At 69.6% G+C, this 16,441-nt stretch carries 15 protein-coding genes; 4 read left to right on the top strand and 11 right to left on the bottom strand.

What is annotated here, in order from left to right:
* Positions 1 to 37: 37 nt before the first annotated feature.
* The 3 genes from JWN97_RS19245 to JWN97_RS19255 all read right to left on the bottom strand — a co-directional run bounded on the left by JWN97_RS19245 (position 38) and on the right by JWN97_RS19255 (position 3,341).
* On the bottom strand, positions 38 to 955 hold the full coding sequence (locus JWN97_RS19245) for a carbohydrate ABC transporter permease (RefSeq protein WP_297626693.1): 918 nt from the start codon (positions 953 to 955) through the stop codon (positions 38 to 40).
* A complete protein-coding gene (locus JWN97_RS19250; RefSeq protein WP_297626696.1) occupies positions 952 to 1,944 on the bottom strand; it encodes a sugar ABC transporter permease in 993 nt (330 codons plus the stop codon). Before JWN97_RS19250 ends, JWN97_RS19245 begins: the two co-directional genes overlap by 4 nt.
* Positions 1,945 to 2,030: 86 nt before the next feature.
* Positions 2,031 to 3,341: an ABC transporter substrate-binding protein gene (locus JWN97_RS19255; RefSeq protein WP_297626700.1), complete on the bottom strand. Its 1,311-nt coding sequence runs from the start codon at positions 3,339 to 3,341 to the stop codon at positions 2,031 to 2,033.
* 227 nt (positions 3,342 to 3,568) lie between these two features.
* Between JWN97_RS19255 and JWN97_RS19260 the strand changes: the two genes are divergently transcribed.
* Positions 3,569 to 4,546, top strand: coding sequence for a LacI family DNA-binding transcriptional regulator (locus JWN97_RS19260; RefSeq protein ID WP_297626703.1), 978 nt, complete (start codon positions 3,569 to 3,571; stop codon positions 4,544 to 4,546).
* Between the two features lie 92 nt (positions 4,547 to 4,638).
* A complete protein-coding gene (ugpC, locus tag JWN97_RS19265) occupies positions 4,639 to 5,724 on the top strand; it encodes a sn-glycerol-3-phosphate ABC transporter ATP-binding protein UgpC (RefSeq protein WP_297626706.1) in 1,086 nt (361 codons plus the stop codon).
* Between the two features lie 60 nt (positions 5,725 to 5,784).
* On the opposite strand, the gene JWN97_RS19270 is transcribed toward ugpC (JWN97_RS19265), so the two are convergent.
* Positions 5,785 to 7,191: a glycoside hydrolase family 32 protein gene (locus tag JWN97_RS19270; RefSeq protein ID WP_297626709.1), complete on the bottom strand. Its 1,407-nt coding sequence runs from the start codon at positions 7,189 to 7,191 to the stop codon at positions 5,785 to 5,787.
* 43 nt (positions 7,192 to 7,234) lie between these two features.
* On the opposite strand from JWN97_RS19270, the gene JWN97_RS19275 reads away from it, so the two are divergent.
* Entirely contained in the window at positions 7,235 to 9,094 is a 1,860-nt protein-coding gene (locus JWN97_RS19275) for an alpha-amylase family protein (protein WP_297626711.1), read from the top strand.
* A gap of 4 nt (positions 9,095 to 9,098) precedes the next feature.
* Here JWN97_RS19275 and JWN97_RS19280 read toward each other — a convergent pair whose 3' ends face one another.
* The 6 genes from JWN97_RS19280 to JWN97_RS19305 form a co-directional block, all read right to left on the bottom strand.
* Positions 9,099 to 9,599 carry a hypothetical protein gene (locus JWN97_RS19280; RefSeq protein ID WP_297626714.1) on the bottom strand — a complete coding sequence of 167 codons (501 nt, stop codon included), beginning with the start codon at positions 9,597 to 9,599 and terminating at the stop codon, positions 9,099 to 9,101.
* On the bottom strand, positions 9,592 to 9,729 hold the full coding sequence (locus JWN97_RS19285; protein ID WP_297626717.1) for a hypothetical protein: 138 nt from the start codon (positions 9,727 to 9,729) through the stop codon (positions 9,592 to 9,594). Before JWN97_RS19285 ends, JWN97_RS19280 begins: the two co-directional genes overlap by 8 nt.
* A gap of 154 nt (positions 9,730 to 9,883) precedes the next feature.
* Complete coding sequence (ugpC, locus tag JWN97_RS19290; protein ID WP_297626720.1) at positions 9,884 to 11,143, bottom strand: sn-glycerol-3-phosphate ABC transporter ATP-binding protein UgpC; 1,260 nt, start codon at positions 11,141 to 11,143, stop codon at positions 9,884 to 9,886.
* 7 nt (positions 11,144 to 11,150) lie between these two features.
* Positions 11,151 to 11,981, bottom strand: a complete 831-nt coding sequence (locus JWN97_RS19295; protein ID WP_297626723.1) for a carbohydrate ABC transporter permease — start codon at positions 11,979 to 11,981, stop codon at positions 11,151 to 11,153.
* Entirely contained in the window at positions 11,981 to 12,937 is a 957-nt protein-coding gene (locus tag JWN97_RS19300) for a sugar ABC transporter permease (RefSeq protein WP_297626725.1), read from the bottom strand. Before JWN97_RS19300 ends, JWN97_RS19295 begins: the two co-directional genes overlap by 1 nt.
* Complete coding sequence (locus JWN97_RS19305; RefSeq protein WP_297626728.1) at positions 12,934 to 14,250, bottom strand: extracellular solute-binding protein; 1,317 nt, start codon at positions 14,248 to 14,250, stop codon at positions 12,934 to 12,936. The genes JWN97_RS19300 and JWN97_RS19305 overlap by 4 nt, the downstream gene beginning before the upstream one ends.
* A gap of 102 nt (positions 14,251 to 14,352) precedes the next feature.
* Here JWN97_RS19305 and galK point away from each other — a divergent pair, with 102 nt between their 5' ends.
* Entirely contained in the window at positions 14,353 to 15,456 is a 1,104-nt protein-coding gene (gene galK, locus JWN97_RS19310) for a galactokinase (protein WP_297626732.1), read from the top strand.
* 21 nt (positions 15,457 to 15,477) lie between these two features.
* On the opposite strand, the gene JWN97_RS19315 is transcribed toward galK, so the two are convergent.
* On the bottom strand, positions 15,478 to 16,416 hold the full coding sequence (locus JWN97_RS19315; protein WP_297626744.1) for an alpha/beta fold hydrolase: 939 nt from the start codon (positions 16,414 to 16,416) through the stop codon (positions 15,478 to 15,480).
* Positions 16,417 to 16,441: the final 25 nt, after the last annotated feature.

A 16,441-nucleotide genomic window follows, 5' to 3' on the forward strand; every position in this document is an offset into this window, starting at 1 on the left:
CGCCCGGCAAGGGTGCCGGGCGACGTACGGAGGGAGGTCAGCCCTTCACGGCTCCCGCGGTCAGGCCGCGCACGAAGAACCGCTGCAGGGACAGGAACACGACGATCGGCACGATCATCGAGAACATGCCCGATGCGGTGACGAGCTCCTGGTTCTGCCCCTGCTGGCCGAGCAGCTGCGAGATCGACACCGTCATCGGCGCCTTGTCGCCGGGGCCGAGGAAGACCAGGGCCACCAGCAGGTCGTTCCACACCCAGAGGAACTGGAAGATCGCGAACGACGCCAGGACCGGCACCGACATCGGGAGCACCAGCCGGAAGAACGTCTGGAAGTGGCTGGCCCCGTCGATCTTGGCGGACTCGATGATGGTGCCGGGCAGCGTCGCCATGTAGTTGCGGATCATGAAGATCGCCAGCGACATCCCGAAGCCCACGTGGAAGAGCCACACCGCCGGGAACGTGCCACCCATGCCGAGGTCGCGGTAGATCTTGAGCATCGGCACGAACGAGACGAAGTTGGGCACGACCAGCATCCCGACGATCACGACGAACAGCACGTCGCGACCGGGGAACCTCATGAACGTGAACGCGTAGGCAGCGAACGCCGCGACGAGGATCGGGATGAACGTCGCCGGCAGGGCGATCGCGAGGCTGTTGATGAAGCCCTCACCGAGGTTGGTCCCCTGGATGGCCTTCTGGTAGTTCTCGAAGGTCAGGTCGCCGAAGCCGGCAGGCTTGAGGAAGAGCTCCCACCACCCGCCGCTGGCGGCGTCGTCCCGGCTGCGGAACGAGGTGAGAATGATGCCGACGGTGGGCAGGATCCACAACAGGACGACGATCGCGAGGGCGAGGTAGGTGAACCAACCGGCACCGCCGGTGGCCCCACCCTCCTTGCCGGGCTTGCCCGCCGGTGCGGAACCGGCTGCCACCACGGGTGGCGTGAGACTGGTCGTCATCGGGCTGCCTCCTCGGCGCGGAAGTTGCGGACCTGGTAGATCATGATCGGGATCACGGCCAGCATGAGCATGACGGCGATGGCCGCAGCCGCGCCCTGGTTGTTGTTGTTGAAGAACTGCAGGTAGAACTCGTTGCCGATGATGTTGGTGTTGAAGTTGCCGTTGGTCATCACGAACACGATGTCGAAGACCTTCATGACGCCGATCAGCACGGTGATGAAGACGGTGACGATCGTGCCCTTGATCTGCGGGAGCACGACGCGGACGTAGACCTGGCGCTCGTCGGCGCCGTCGATGCGCGCCGCCTCGAGCGTCTCGGTCGGCACGCCCTTGACGGCCGCGGACAGCAGCACCATGGCGAAGCCGACGTTCATCCAGAGCAGCATCACCATCAGCAGGAAGCTGTTGAAGTGCAGCGTGTTCTCCTGCAGCCAGGCGACGGGGTCACCCCCGAAGGCGTCGACGATGCCGTTGAGCAGCCCCACCTGGGGGCGGCCCGGCGGGCGGTAGTCGTAGACCAGGCCCCACACGGTGGCCGCGCCGACCATCGAGATGGCCATCGGCATGAAGATCAGCGTCTTGACGGCGTTCTCGCCGCGGGTCGCGAGCCGGTCCGCGAGCAGGGCGACGAGGAGGCCGAGGACCACCACCGCGGCCGGCACGAAGAGGATCCACAGCAGCGTGTTGAGCAGCGTCTGCCGGAAGGCGTCGCTGGAGAGCAGGGTCTTGTAGTTCTCGAACCCCACCCACGTCTCGGCGGGGAAGCCGACCTTGGTCTTGAAGCTGTAGACGAAGGTCTGCACGGCCGGGTAGATCACGAATATCGCGATCGCGAGGTAGGCGGGCAGGATGTAGAACCACGGCTTCAGGCGCTCCTCGAGACGCGCCGGCAGCAGTTCGGAGATCTTGTTGAGGACCCAGTAGAGGGCCAGCGCAGCGCCGACACCGGCCAGGACCGTGATGAGCGCGGTGAGTGTCTTCTCGAGCATGTGCGGACAACCTTCCTGCAGTGAGCCGGGGAACCCGTGGGGCTCGCGTCACACGCGAGCCCCACAGGCAGAGGGCGGTACAGGTGTCAGCTCGACGGCCAGCTGTCGTCGATGTTCTGCAAGGCGGTGTCGATGTCCTCGTCACCGTTGAGCCACGCGGTCATCTCCTTCCAGAACGACCCGGCACCCACCTCGGCGGGCATCGAGTCCGAGCCGTCGAAGAGGAACGCCGAGGCGTCGTAGGCCACCTTGGCGATCGTGCGGGTCGTCTCGCTCGGGTAGAGCGAGGCGTCGAAGTCCTTGAACGGCGAGATGAACGAGGAGACCGGAGCAGCCTCGTCACCGATGTCCGCCGTCGCCAGGAGGTTCATCGCGGTCTTGGCGTCCTCGGAGTCGTTCATCAAGACGGCGAGGTCGCCACCGCCGAGGACCGGGTTGTCGCCGCCCGCCTCCGCCGGCGGGAAGCCCATGACGCCGAGCTCGTCGTCGAGGTTGGCGAAGACCTCCTCGGGCAGGAAGTCGGGACCGACGAAGAACGAGCCCTGCTTGAGCAACCAGCAGCCCGGCTTGCCCTTGTCGAACATGGGCTTGGCGGCCTCGGTGAAGGGCGTCGCCGTGATGGCCTGCTGCCCGCCGAGGACGTTGCCCTCGGTCAGCGCGACGTTCTCGAAGTAGGCGGCCGCCTCCTTGACCACCGGGTCGGTGAACGGCAGGTCGTGGGAGACCCAGTCGTTGTAGGCGTCGACCCCGCCGTAGCGCATGACGAGGTCCTCCATCCAGTCGGTGGCGACCCAGCCGGTCGCGTCACCGGACTCCATCGTCAGGCACCACGGGGTGCCGCCGTCGGACTTGATCTGGTCGGCGAGCTCGGTCAGCTCGTCGAGGCTCTGGGGCTCCGGGTAGCCGGCCGCCTCGAACGCCTTCTTGGGGTAGAAGATCAGCGACTTGACGTTCATCGACGTCAGCAGGCCGTAGAGCTTGCCGTCGACCTCGCCGGCGTCGAGCGCGCCTGCCACCATCGAGTTCTCGAGCTCGGCGGTGTCGAGCACGTCGTCGAGCGGGAACGCCGCACCGAGCTCCACGACCGACGCCACGACGCCGGGCTGCGGAAGCAGGGCGATGTCGGGGGTGTCGCCGGCCTGGATCTTGGTCTTGATGAGCTTGTCGATGCCGTCGACCCGCTCGATCTTGACCTCGATGCCGGCCTCCTTCGCTTTGACGTCCATCTGCTTCTGGATGCCGTCGACGACGGACTGGTCGAGGCTCATCCAGATCGTGACGGCGCCTCCGTCGTCACTGCCAGAGCCACCGTCGCTGCCACAGGCGGCAGCCGTGAGGGCGAGCGCAGCAGCGGCCGCGGTGGCCGCCATGGATCTCCTCGTTCGACGCTGGAGCATGGGGGACTTCCTTCCGTTGGGTGCACCGGGGGCCGGGGTCCGGTACTGGTCGTACGACTGAACGGTGTGATACACACCACATGCTGAATCGTGTCAGCAGGATGATGTCTCCGCGAGGGGGTGTCAAGACCCTTGTTCAAAACGAGACCTGCACGCAGCGCAGCCATCCGCAGGCTGCAGAATCCGGAGGTGTCATGACGCGTCGCAAACCAGCCACCCTGAGGGACGTGGCGTCCAGCGCCGGCGTCTCGCGCACCACCGCCTCCTACATCCTCAACGGCCGCGCCGACGAGATGCGGATCGCTCCGGGCACCGTGGCGCGCGTCCGGGCGGCCGTGGCCGAGATGGACTACCGACCCAACCGCACGGCGCGCAGCCTGCGCATGCGGCGTACGGCGACGGTCGGGCTGATCTCCGACCAGATCGCCGGCCAGCAGTACGGCAGCAGCATGCTCACCGGCGCGAGCGCCGCGGCCCGCGAGCTGCAGCACGTCGTCGTCATGGGTGAGAGCGGTGGCGACCCGGAGCTGGAGCGGCTCCTCATCGACGAGATGCGCGAGCGCGACGTGGACGGAGTGGTCTATGCCACCCGCACCGCACGGACGGTCCGGCTGCCCGAGGGCCTCACCGAGGTGCGGGCGGTCCTGCTCAACTGCGAGGACCCCGACGCGCGGGTCCCCTCGGTCGTGCCCGACGACGAGGGTGGCGGCCGGGCGGCTGCCGCCACCCTGCTCGCGGCCGGGGTCGACGACGTCTGGGTGATGGGGGAGGACCCGACGCCCGACGCGACCGCCGGTCCTCGGCGCATGGCCGGCATCCGGGCCGAGCTCCACGCCCGGGGCACCGACATCGCCGGCGTGGTGCCGTGCGACTGGTCCGTGACCGACGGGTTCGCCGCCGCCAGCCGGTGGCTGGCCGCCGGCGGTCGGGCAAAAGGCCTGATCTGCATGAACGACCGGCTGGCGATGGGGGCCTACCAGGCGCTGGCCGAAGCGGGCCTGCGCGTGCCCGACGACGTCAGCGTGGTCTCCTTCGACGGCTCCGCCCTCGCCTCCTGGCTGCGCCCGGAGGTCACCTCGGTGACGTTGCCCTTCCACGACCTCGGTGCCCTCGCCGTACGTCGCCTGCTGGACCTCGAGGACGCGGGCGGCACGGTGCTGCTGCCGATGACCGTGCGGGCGGGGGGGTCCGTGCGCGACTCCTGAGCATTGCGGGACCACCGGCCCGGGCCTACTGTGACCCGCGTCACTTCACGACGGATCGTCCGGCACGTACCTGCCGGTGAAGGAGAAAAGTCATGGCAACAGTGAGCTTCGAGAAGGCCCAGCGGTGGTATCCGGGGGCCGACGAACCAGCGGTCCCGGGCATCGACCTGGAGATCAACGACGGCGAGATCATGGTCCTCGTCGGACCCTCCGGCTGCGGCAAGTCCACCACCCTGCGCATGCTCGCGGGGCTGGAGGAGGTCAACAGCGGACGGATCCGGATCGGCGACCGCGACGTCACCAACGTCCCGCCCAAGGACCGCGACATCGCGATGGTGTTCCAGAACTACGCGCTCTACCCGCACATGTCCGTCGAGGAGAACATGGCGTTCTCGCTCAAGATGGCCAAGGTGCCGACCGCCGAGCGCAAGGAGCGCGTCGCCAAGGCCGCCGAGATCCTCGGCCTCACCGAGTTCCTCGAGCGCAAGCCCAAGGCCCTCTCCGGCGGCCAGCGCCAGCGCGTCGCCATGGGCCGCGCGATCGTGCGTGCCCCGCAGGTCTTCTGCATGGACGAGCCGCTGTCCAACCTCGACGCCAAGATGCGGGTGCAGACCCGCACCGACATCGCGCGCCTCCAGCAGGACCTCGGCGTCACCACCGTGTACGTCACCCACGACCAGGTCGAGGCGATGACGATGGGCGACCGGGTGGCCGTGATGAAGCTGGGCGTGCTCCAGCAGGTCGACACCCCGCTGAAGCTCTACGACAAGCCAGCCAACCTCTTCGTCGCCGGCTTCATCGGCTCGCCGCAGATGAACCTCCTCGAGGGTGTCGCGGCCGAGGACGGCACCGTGAAGGTCGGTGGCTACGCGGTCCCCGTCGACCCGACGGCGGAGCGCAAGATGAAGGGCCGGGTGACAGTGGGCGTGCGTCCCGAGAACTGGCGTCTGGTCACCGCCGAGGAGGGCGGCCTGCCCGTGCACGTGACGGTCGTCGAGGAGCTCGGCGCCGACAGCTTCGTCTACGGCACCTGCGACGTGGAGGGCGTGCCCTCCAACGTGATCGTCCGGATCGCCGGCCGGCACCACCCGCAGAAGGGCGAGACGCTCTACGTCACGACCGACCCGCAGCACGTCCACGTGTTCGACACCGAGACGGGCGAGCGCCTGTCCGACTGAGCACCGGCACAGGAGCCCCCCGGAGCGCCGCTCCGGGGGGCTCCTCGCTGCCTGCCGGGCTCAGACGTGGACGGCCAGGTGCAGGACGTGCGCGGTGCCACCCTCCGCGAAGACCGTGAGGCCCGAGCTCGTGGGGTCGGGGAACACCTGGTCGGTCATCGCCAGCTCGCCGTCGCCGACGAACACCTCGACCGAGGCCACGTCGACCACGACCTCGAGGCGCACCGGCCCGCCGCCGCCCGGCCCCCCGCGGGGCGGCAACGGCGCCGTGTGGACGGCCGGGAACTCCGGGTGGACCTCCACCCCCGAGCGGGTCCGGTCGAGCGCCACGGTGCCGGCCGCCGGGTCGATCCGGATGGTGGTGTGCTCGCCCTCGCCGACCCTGACCTGCAGGCCGAGGCGGTCCGCCGTCCCGGGCTCGATCTCGGCGACCACGCGGTACGACGTCGCCTCGACCGGCAGCGGCAGGGTGTCGGTGAGGTTCTGCCCGGTCAGCTCGACGACGAGCTCGCCGGCGCGCGCGACCGGGCGCTGGACCAGCACGAGCCCCTCGTCGCGACGGCGCAGCGAGAGGCGCCGCGCCAGGCTCATCGAGCCCCGGAAGTCGGTCGCGGGGACGCGGTCGGCGTACTGCCAGTTGCTCATCCACGCCTGCACGACCGGCTCGGGGCCGTCGGCGTAGGAGATCGCGGCGTAGAAGTCGGCACCGTGGTCGACCCACCGCGCCGCCTGTGTGGACCGGAAGCCCCGCTCGTCGAGCTCGCCGACGAAGTACTGCATGCCCGAACCGCCGCCCGGACCGCCCGCCTGCACGCTCACCAGCAGGACGGCCGCCGTTTCCGACGTGCCCTCGACGGGCACCACGACGAGGTCGGGGCACTCCCAGACGCCGTCGGTGAAGCCCTCGGGGCCGAAGCTCGAGGCGTGCTCCCAGGTCAGGAGGTCCGTCGAGCGGTAGAGCTCGACCGTCCGGTCCTCGGCGAGGACCAGGACCATGGCCCAGCCGTCGCCCTCGCGGAACACCTTGGGGTCGCGGAAGGCCGTGGAGCCGATGTCGAGCACCGGGTTGCCGGCGTACGTCTCCCACGTGCGGCCCCGGTCCAGGCTGTGGGCCGCGCACTGGGACTGGATCCCGGTCGCCGGGTCGAAGCGCGTGTAGAGCGCCACGAGCGGTGCCCGGCCGTCGGGCGCGAGGCCCGAGGTGTTCGCGGTGTCGTGCACGACGCTGCCCGACCAGATGTGCTCGGAGTCCGAGCCGACCAGCGCCGTGGGCAGCTCCGTCCAGGTGAGCAGGTCGGTGCTGACCGCGTGGCCCCACGACATCGGCCCGGGCTCCAGGGAGTGGGGGTGGTGCTGGAAGAAGAGGTGGTGCTCGCCGTCGTGGACGACCAGGCCGTTGGGGTCGTTGAGCCATCCCCTCTGCGGCGTGAAGTGGTCGCGGGGCCGGACGGCGGGATCGAAGGTCACGACGCGCAAGCCTAGGGCCCCGCGTCTTCGCCATACTGTGCGCGTGACCCGCCTGGACGCCGGCTTCGAGGACAGGCTCCTCGCATGGGAGCCCGACCTGCACGCCACGCTCCAGCGGGTCTACGGACCCGGTGCCGCACGGGACGTGACCGACCGGCTGGTCGCGATCGTGCGCGCCGCGCACGCGGCCCGGCCCGACGACCTGCGCGAGCTCGACGAGCGGCGGCTGCGCGAGGCCGACTGGTTCCAGCGGCCGTCGATGGTGGGCTACGCCGCCTATGCGGACCGCTTCGCCGGCACGCTGCACGACGTCGGCGAGCGCTCGTCCTACCTGCGCGACCTGGGTGTGGGCTACCTCCACCTGATGCCGCTGCTCGCCCCGCGGCCGGGGGAGAACGACGGCGGCTACGCCGTCATGGACTACCGCTCCGTGCGCCCCGACCTCGGCGCGGTCGACGACCTGCGCACGCTCACCACGACCCTGCGCGCCGAGGGCATCAGCCTCTGCCTCGACCTCGTGCTCAACCACGTCGCGCGCGAGCACGAGTGGGCGGCTGCCGCGCGGGCCGGCGACCCCGACCGGCGCGCCTACTTCCACGTGTACGACGACCGCGAGCTGCCGGACGCCTACGAGGCGAGCCTGCCGGAGGTCTTCCCCGACTTCGCCCCCGGCAACTTCACCTGGGACGACGAGCTCGCGGCGTGGGTGTGGACGACGTTCAACGACTACCAGTGGGACGTCAACTGGTCGAACCCCGCCGTGCTGTGCGAGTACGCCGACATCATCCTGGCGCTGGCCAACCTCGGTGTGGAGGTCTTCCGCCTCGATGCGATCGCCTTCATCTGGAAGCGGCTCGGCACGACGTGCCAGAACCAGCCCGAGGTGCACGAGCTCACGCGCGCGCTGCGCACCGTCGCGCGGATCGCCGCACCGGCGGTGGTGTTCAAGGCCGAGGCGATCGTCGGCCCGGCCGACCTCCCGGCCTACCTCGGCGTCGGTGACCACGCGGGCCGGGTCAGCGACCTCGCCTACCACAACGGCCTGATGGTGCAGATCTGGTCGATGCTCGCCTCGGGTGACACCCGGCTGGCCGCGCACGCCCTCCAGCAGGTGCCGCAGCCTCCTTCGACCACCGCGTGGGCGACGTACGTCCGGTGCCACGACGACATCGGCTGGGCGATCTCCGACGAGGACGCGCACGCCGTCGGGATCGACCCCTACGCCCACCGCCGGTTCCTGTCCGACTGGTACTCCGGCGCCCACCCGGGCTCGTGGGCGCGGGGACTGGTCTTCCAGCAGAACGAGGCCACCGGCGACCGGCGCATCTCCGGCACGCTCGCCTCGCTGGCCGGGCTGGAGGCCGGCGACCCGGACGCCGCGGCCCGGATCCTCTGGGCGCACGCCGTCATCCTGGGCTTCGGCGGCCTGCCGCTGATCTGGATGGGTGACGAGCTCGGCCTGCTCAACGACCAGGGGTGGGCCGACGACCCGGCGCACGCCGCCGACAACCGGTGGGTGCACCGGCCGATGATGCCCTGGGACCCCGCATCGGCGTCAGGGGCCCATGACGACCAGCACGGCATCGGCGCCGGCCTGCGACACCTGCTCGACGTACGCCGGGGGCTGCCGCACCTGCACGCGGCCTCGCCCACCGAGGTCTGGGACCCGCGCGACCCCGGCGTGCTGCTCGTCGTACGCCGTCACCCGCTCGGCCCGCTGCTCGCGGCGTCCAACGCCACGGGCGAGGAGGCGTGGGTCGCCGCCGACGTCCTGCACTGGCTCGGTCTGCACACCGACGGCCTCCACGACGCGATCAGCGAGAGCGCGCCAGAGCTGCGCGAGGGTGCGGTGCGGCTCGCGCCCTACGCCACTGCGTGGTTGTACGACAGCGGTGCGTCGTGAGGGGTCAGCCCGCCCGTCGGGCGATGTAGCGCGGGAGGTCGAAGATCGTGGCCTTGATGTCGTCGGGGAACCATGAGGTGTCGCTGTTGGGCTCGTGCTGCCCGGCCAGGCCGAAGGCGTGGTTGTAGTAGTCCTCGATCTGCGACGACGTGACCTGCCCGCCTTCGTGCGAGAAGCCGCCGTTGACGAAGATGCCGACCTCGAACCCGGCCACCTGGAAGTCGTCCGAGACGACCTGTCCCTCGCGTGGGGGCAGGGTGAACCCGTGGGTCCCGGCCGAGGCAGGGACCGTCGTGTTGAAGGGTGGCTGGATCACGCCGACCCCTTTGCCGAACTTCTTCATCGCGAGGTTGTTCAGCCGGTTGAGGTGGCAGATCGTCCGGAAGGATCCCTTGACGGTGCGCCCGGACTCGTCCTTCTTGGACCACTGGGCCTTCGCGGTGGCCGACGGCGGATCGTTCCAGTCCACCATCGCGCCTCCTGGCAGTCGCGCCTCCTCAGTCATCGCCCTCCACCTCCTCGTCGTAGTCGTCACTCGTGGGCTCGTCTGGCTCGTAGTCGGGCATCGGCTCGGCAGGTCCAGGCAGGCCAAGACTCGGGTCTTCGATGATCCCCGGTTCTGGGAGCTCGGTCATGGCGGCCTCCTCTGGTCGTCTCGGTGAGATCAGTGTCGACCTGCGACGAGGCGACAGCAAGGGCGAGGACGCGACGACAACGGCCCCGCGGCCGAGGTGGCTCGCGGGGCCGTCGTCACGCCGACCAGCGGGGTCGGACGACAGTGCGGATCGCTCAGGTGGTGGCCGCGTTCGGGTCGACCGCGGCCTGCTCCTTGCCGACCTCCTCGGCCTTCGCGAGCGCCTCGACACCCGGGACGATGCCGGCGTTGTCGGCGTCCATGGTGAGGTTCTCGCCCGTGGCCGGGTCGAACAGGTGGATCTTGCGGGCGTCGACCCAGATCGTCGCGTCGTCGCCCTCGCTGATCCGGCTCGCGCCGTCGAGCGAGATCACCAGCTGCGTGCGCATCGACTCGCCGTCGAGGTCCTTCTCGAGCTGCGTGAGCTGCTCGCGCACCTCCGGCGGGGCCTCGAAGGGGATGTAGGCGTAGGCCTCGTTGCCCAGCCACTCCACGACGTCGACCGTGGCGTTGAAGGTCGCCTCGTCGGTGACCTTGTCACTGTCGACGACGCTGGCGTCCTCGAAGTGCTGGGGCCGGATGCCCGCGATGAGCAGCTCCTTGCCCTGCGCCCTCGCGGCCTTGTCATCGGGGATCGTCACGGTGCCGAACGGGAGCTCGACCTGGTTGCCCGTCACCTTCGCCGGCAGGAAGTTCATCGGCGGGGAGCCGATGAAGCCGGCGACGAAGAGGTTGGCCGGGTTCTCGTAGAGCTCACGCGGCGTGGCGTGCTGCTGGAGCACGCCACGCTTGAGCACCGCCACGCGGTCGCCCAGCGTCATCGCCTCGGTCTGGTCGTGGGTGACGTAGACGGTGGTGATGCCGAGCCGCTTCTGCAGACGCGAGATCTCGGTGCGCATCTGGCCGCGCAGCTTGGCGTCCAGGTTGGACAGCGGCTCGTCGAAGAGGAAGGCCTCCGCGTCCCGGACGATCGCGCGACCCATGGCGACGCGCTGGCGCTGCCCGCCCGACAGGTTGCCGGGCTTGCGCTCGAGGTGCTCGTCGAGCTCCAGCGTCTTGGACGCCTCGCGCACCTTCTCGTCGACCTCGGAGTCCGACTTGCCCGCCAGCCGCAACGGGAACGCGATGTTCTCGTAGACGGTGAGGTGCGGGTAGAGGGCGTAGTTCTGGAACACCATCGACAGGTTGCGGTCGCGCGGCGCCAGGTCGTTGACCTTCTTCCCCCCGATCATCATGTCGCCGTCGGTGATGTCCTCCAGGCCCACGATCATCCGCAGGAGGGTCGACTTGCCGCACCCCGACGGCCCGACCAGGATCAGGAACTCGCCGTCCTCCACGTCGATGCTCACGTCGTTGACGGCGGGGAAGCCGTCGCCGTACTTCTTGACGATGTTCTTCATCTCGATGCCAGCCATCAGCTGATCACCCCTTCACTGCGCCGGAGGTGAGTCCGGCAACGATCTTGCGCTGGAACAGCAGGACGATGACGATCACCGGCAATGTGACGATGACCGACGCCGTCGCGAGCTGCGCGTACGGCGGGTTGAACGGATCGGGTCCGACGAAGAACGACATCTGCGCCGGCACCGTCCGCGAGGACGTGGTGGAGGTCAACGAGATCGCGAGCACGAACTCGTTCCACGCGAAGAAGAAGGTCAGGATCGCCGCGGTGAAGACGCCGGGTGCGGCGAGCGGGACGATGACCTTGCGGAACGCCTGCCACGACGTGGCACCGTCGACCTGGGCCGCCTGCTCCATCTCCCACGGGATCTCGCGGAAGAAGGCCGAGAGGGTCCAGATCGCGAGCGGCAGCGTGAACGACATGTAGGGGATGATCAGGCCGGGCCAGGTGTTGAACAGCCCGAACGTGGTCCACATGTCGAAGAGCGGCCCGACGAGTGCGACCACTGGGAACATGGCGATCGCGAGCGCCAGCGAGAGCACCAGACGCTTGCCCTTGAACTCCAGCCGCGCGATGGCGTACGCCGCGAGCGTCGCGAGGATCACCGACAGCACGGTCGCGATGAGCGAGATGCCGAACGAGTTGATCAGGGCCCGGGTGAAGTCGGGGTTGTCGATGATCGCCTTGTAGTTGGCGATCGTCGGGTCCTTGGGCAGGAACTGCGGGCTGCCTGCGGCCGTCTCGCCCTCGGACTTGAACGACAGCGAGATGATCCACGCCACCGGGAACAGGCACCACAGCATGATCAGGGCGAACCCGAACCACGTGCCGATTGCGTTCTTGCCCTTCATCAGCCCTCACCCCTCGCCTGGGCCAGGTCGACCCGGAACAGCTTCACGATCAACCACGCCAGCACCAGCACCGACAAGAACAGCAGCACCGACATGGCCGAGCCGAGCCCGAGCTGCATCTGCTCGATCACCTGGCGGTAGGTCAGGAACGAGATGGACTGCGTCCCCTCGGCCCCCTTGGTCATCACGAAGATGTTGTCGAAGATGCGGTAGGCGTCGAGGGCGCGGAAGAGCACCGCGACCATGATGGCCGCTCGCATGTTGGGCAGGATCACCTTGACGAGCCGCTGGGTCCACGTGGCGCCGTCGACCTTGGCGGCCTCGAGCATGTCCTCGCTCACCTGCGCCAGTCCGGCCAGCAGCAGCAGCGCCATGAACGGCGTGGTCTTCCAGATCTCGGAGACCATGATCGCGAACATCGCGTGCGGGTAGTCGCCGAACCAGTTGGTGTCGTCGGCGATGAACGGCAGCCAGTTGAACCACGAGTTCACGAACCCGTTGTTGAGCGAGAACGCGAACTGCCAGGCGAACGCCGAGACCACGGTGATGATGCCGTAGGGGATCAGGATCGACGTGCGCATCAGGCCGCGCGCGAACACGATCCGGTGCATCACCATCGCGAAGGCGAAGCCGATGACCAGCTCGACGGCCACCGTGACGACCATGATCAGGAGCGTGGTGCCCGTGCTCTTCCAGAACTGGTCGTCGCTGAGGATCGTCAGGTAGTTGTCGATGCCCACGAACGCCCGGTCGTCGGGCGCGGTCAGGCGGTAGCGGAACAGCGACAGGTAGAGCGCCTGGATCATCGGCCAGGCCGTGACCAGGAGCATGAGGACCACGGCTGGGGCGACGAGCTTGAGCCCGAGCCTGTTCTCGGCCGTGGTGCGGTCGCTGGTCACGTGCTTCTCCGGGCGGCGGACGTCCTTGTCCGCATCAGGTGCGACGGTCGTGCTCACAGCAGGTCACCACCCTTCAGTACGTCCTCGATGAACGTCGACGACCGTCCCGGGGTGTCCTTGGTGACAGACCGCGGGGGGTGCCAGATGTTCTGGATGGATCCCGACACGTCGCTCCAGTAGGGCGTCACCGTGCGGGGTGCGGCCGCGTCGACGCTGTCCTGGAACAGCTGGAGCAGGTCCTCGGGGTAGGACTTCTCCTCGTCCGGGTCGCTCAGGGGCGGGTAGGCGTACCCCTCGGTGCTGGCGGGCATGTTGCCGGTGATGGCGGCGTTGATGCCCTGGCTCTCCGGGCTCACCAGGCACTGGGCCGCCTCGAGGGACTGCTCCTTGGCGTCGGAGTAGGCGCTCACGCCGATGCCGATGCCGCCGTAGGGCGGACGGGACTCCTCGCCCTCGACCGACTGCGGGTAGCGCGTGTAGCCGATGTCCTTGGCGACGTCCGGCGCGGTCGTGTCGTAGTTGTGCCAGATGTAGGTCCAGTTGACCAGGAACGAGCCCTCGTCGGATCCGAACGTCGAGCCCGCGGTGCCCTCGTTGGACACGCTGAGGTCGGCCGGGGCGGCCTCGGAGGTGGCGAGTTTCTCGACGATCTCGGCGGCCGCCTCGCCTGCGTCGTCGGCGATGGTGATCTTCGCGTCGACGCCCTCGCCGGCGTCCTCGAGGATGTGGCCGCCGGCGCCCTCGACGAGGGCGTTGATCCACACCACGTAACCCTCGTACTTGTTGGCCTGGACCCCGATCTTGGCGTCGTTGTCGTCGGCCGCGTCGATGATCTGGTCCCACGTCACGGGCTGGGACATGTCGATGTCGGCCTTCTCGACGAAGGACTTGCGATACCAGAGCACCTGGGTGTTGGACCAGAACGGGAAGACGACGAGCTTGTCCTTCCACGACGCTGCGTCCATCGCGCCCTTGAAGGTCCCCTGGTCCTCGAGCTGGGCCTTGGCCTCCTGCGGCACCTCGGCCAGGAAGCCCGCGTCCGCGAACTCCGCGGTGTAGGGCGGGTCGATCGACATCAGGTCGATCGAGGGGTCCTTCGCCGCGAGGCGCCGGGCCAGCTGGATGCGCTGCTGCCCGGCGTCCTGGGGGAGGACCTGCGTGGTGATCGTGTAGTCGTCGGTGGAGCACTTCTCGGCCACCGCCGCCTGCCCGCCGCTGTCCGGGTTGATGTACCAGACCAGCTCGGGCTTGCCGTCGGATCCACCGCACGCGGCCAGCATGCTGCTGGCGAGCGCCAAGGTGGCGATCGGGGCGGCGATGCGCCGAGCCCCCGGACGACCGCGCGATCGGGTCGATGATCGGATTCCCATGCGCCCCTCCTATTTATGACGTAGGTCACTACGTCTATCGGCTCCGCTAGGGTTTGGCAAACGTCGCCCACCCCTCCGATCCACCCGGCGAAGGAGCAATCTGTGACGCGCTGGTTCGCCCCCGGCCGGATCAACCTGATCGGTGAGCACACCGACTACAACGACGGCTTCGTGCTGCCCTTCGCCCTCGAGGTCGGCTGCACGGCGACCGTGTCGCCGGGTTCGGACGGCTGGTCGGTGCGTTCGGTGCAGGAGCCGGAGCCCGTCGTCGTACGCCGCTCCGGGCTGGCCGACGCCGACGAGGTGGCGGAGTGGTCGCGCTACGTGCTCGGGGCCCTGTGGCTGCTGACGGACCGGGGGACCGACGTGCCGCCCCTCGAGGTCGTCGTCGACTCCGACGTGCCGACGGGAGCCGGGCTGTCGTCCTCGGCGGCGCTCGTCTGCTCGGTCGTCCGGGCCCTCGACGACCACCTGGGCCTGGGCCTCGACGACGACGCGATCTTCGCGCTCACCCGTGACGTGGAGAACGACGCGGTGGGAGCCCCGACGGGCGGGATGGACCAGCTGGTGAGCCTGCGCGGGCGCGCCGGCCACGTGTTGCTGTGCGACATGCGCAGCCACGAGACGCGGCCCGTGCCGCTCGACCTCGCCGGCTCGGGCCTGGTCGTGCTCGTCGCCGACACGCGGGCGCCGCACCGGCACTCCGACGGGGAGTACGGCGCCCGCCGGCGCGGCTGCGAGGAGGCGGCACGACAGCTCGGCGTGCCGGCCCTGCGCCACGTCACGGAGGCCGACCTCGACGCGGCCCTGGCCCGGCTCGACGACGACGAGCTCCGGCGCTACGTCCGCCACGTCGTGACCGAGGACGCGCGCGTCCTCGACGTGGCGCGCCTGCTCGACGCCGGGAGGCTCCCGGAGATCGGGCCCGCCCTGACCGCGTCCCACCGCTCGATGCGCGACGACTTCCGGATCACCGTGCCCGAGGTCGACACCGCGGTCGACGCGCTGCTCGGCGCCGGCGCGCTGGGCGCGCGGATGACCGGTGGCGGGTTCGGCGGGTGCGTCATCGCCCTGGTGCCCGAGAGGGACGAGGCCGCGGCGGGCGACGCCGTACGCCGCGCCTTCGCGGACGCCGGGTTCGGGGAGCCCGCGCTCTTCACCGCCGCCCCGCAGGACGGTGCCCGGGTCGTTGGTCTCCCCGGGTGACCGGGGGGCGCAACGAGGAGGCTAGGACGCCCGGTCGGCGGTGCGCGCGATCGCCTCGACGAAGCTCTCGAAGAGCGCCGGCGGCAGGTCGTGGCCCATCCCGTCGACCAGCAGCAGCTCGGCGCCGGGGATCGCGGCCGCCGTCGAGCGACCACCGCTGACGTGGACCATCTTGTCGGCCGTGCCGTGCACGACGAGGGCCGGCACGCGCAGGCTGCGCAGCCGCGGGGTGCGGTCGGGCTGCGTGAGGATCGCCATCATCTGGCGCATCATCCCGCTCGCGCTGTAGCCGCGGTCGAAGGTCTCGCCGGCCCGCTCGGCCAGCCGCTCGCGGTCGGCCGGGTAGTCGGGGGAGCCGATGACGTCCCAGAACGCCACGCTGGTCTCGACGTACGACTCGCGTCCCGGCTTGCGTGGGGCGATGAGCGAGGGGAGCAGACGCGGGTCCTGCCAGCCCACCGTGCGCCGGCCGGTCGTCGACATGATGCTGGTCAGCGACCGCACCCGGCGCGGGTGCTCGACCGCGACGGTCTGCACGATCATGCCGCCCATCGAGATGCCCGCGACGTGGGCCGACTCCAGGCCGAGGTGGTCGAGCAGCGCGACCGCGTCACCGGCCAGGTCGCTCATCGAGTACGGCGCCTTGGCCCGGCGGCCGCTGAAGGCCCGGACCAGCTGGCCCCGGGTCACCCGCGCGCGGATCCTGGTCGCCCGGCCGGAGTCGCGGTTGTCGTAGCGGATGACGTAGAAGCCCTCCGCCGCCAGCATCCGGCACAGGTCGGGGTCCCACCAGGTCATCGGGCCGCCGAGGCCCATCACGAGCAGCAGCGGCTCCCCGTCCGGGTCGCCGAAGGTCTGGTAGCAGAGCTCGACCTCGTTGCCCACGGGCGCGAGGAGCTCGTCCGAGACGACCGGCGCCTCCGTGGTGGCTCGACGAGCTGATCTTCCGTCGGTTGGCATGCCTCCAGTGAACACGACGGGCATC

Source organism: Nocardioides sp. (genome assembly GCF_025965415.1).
In the GTDB taxonomy this organism is placed as follows: Bacteria; Actinomycetota; Actinomycetes; order Propionibacteriales; family Nocardioidaceae; genus Nocardioides.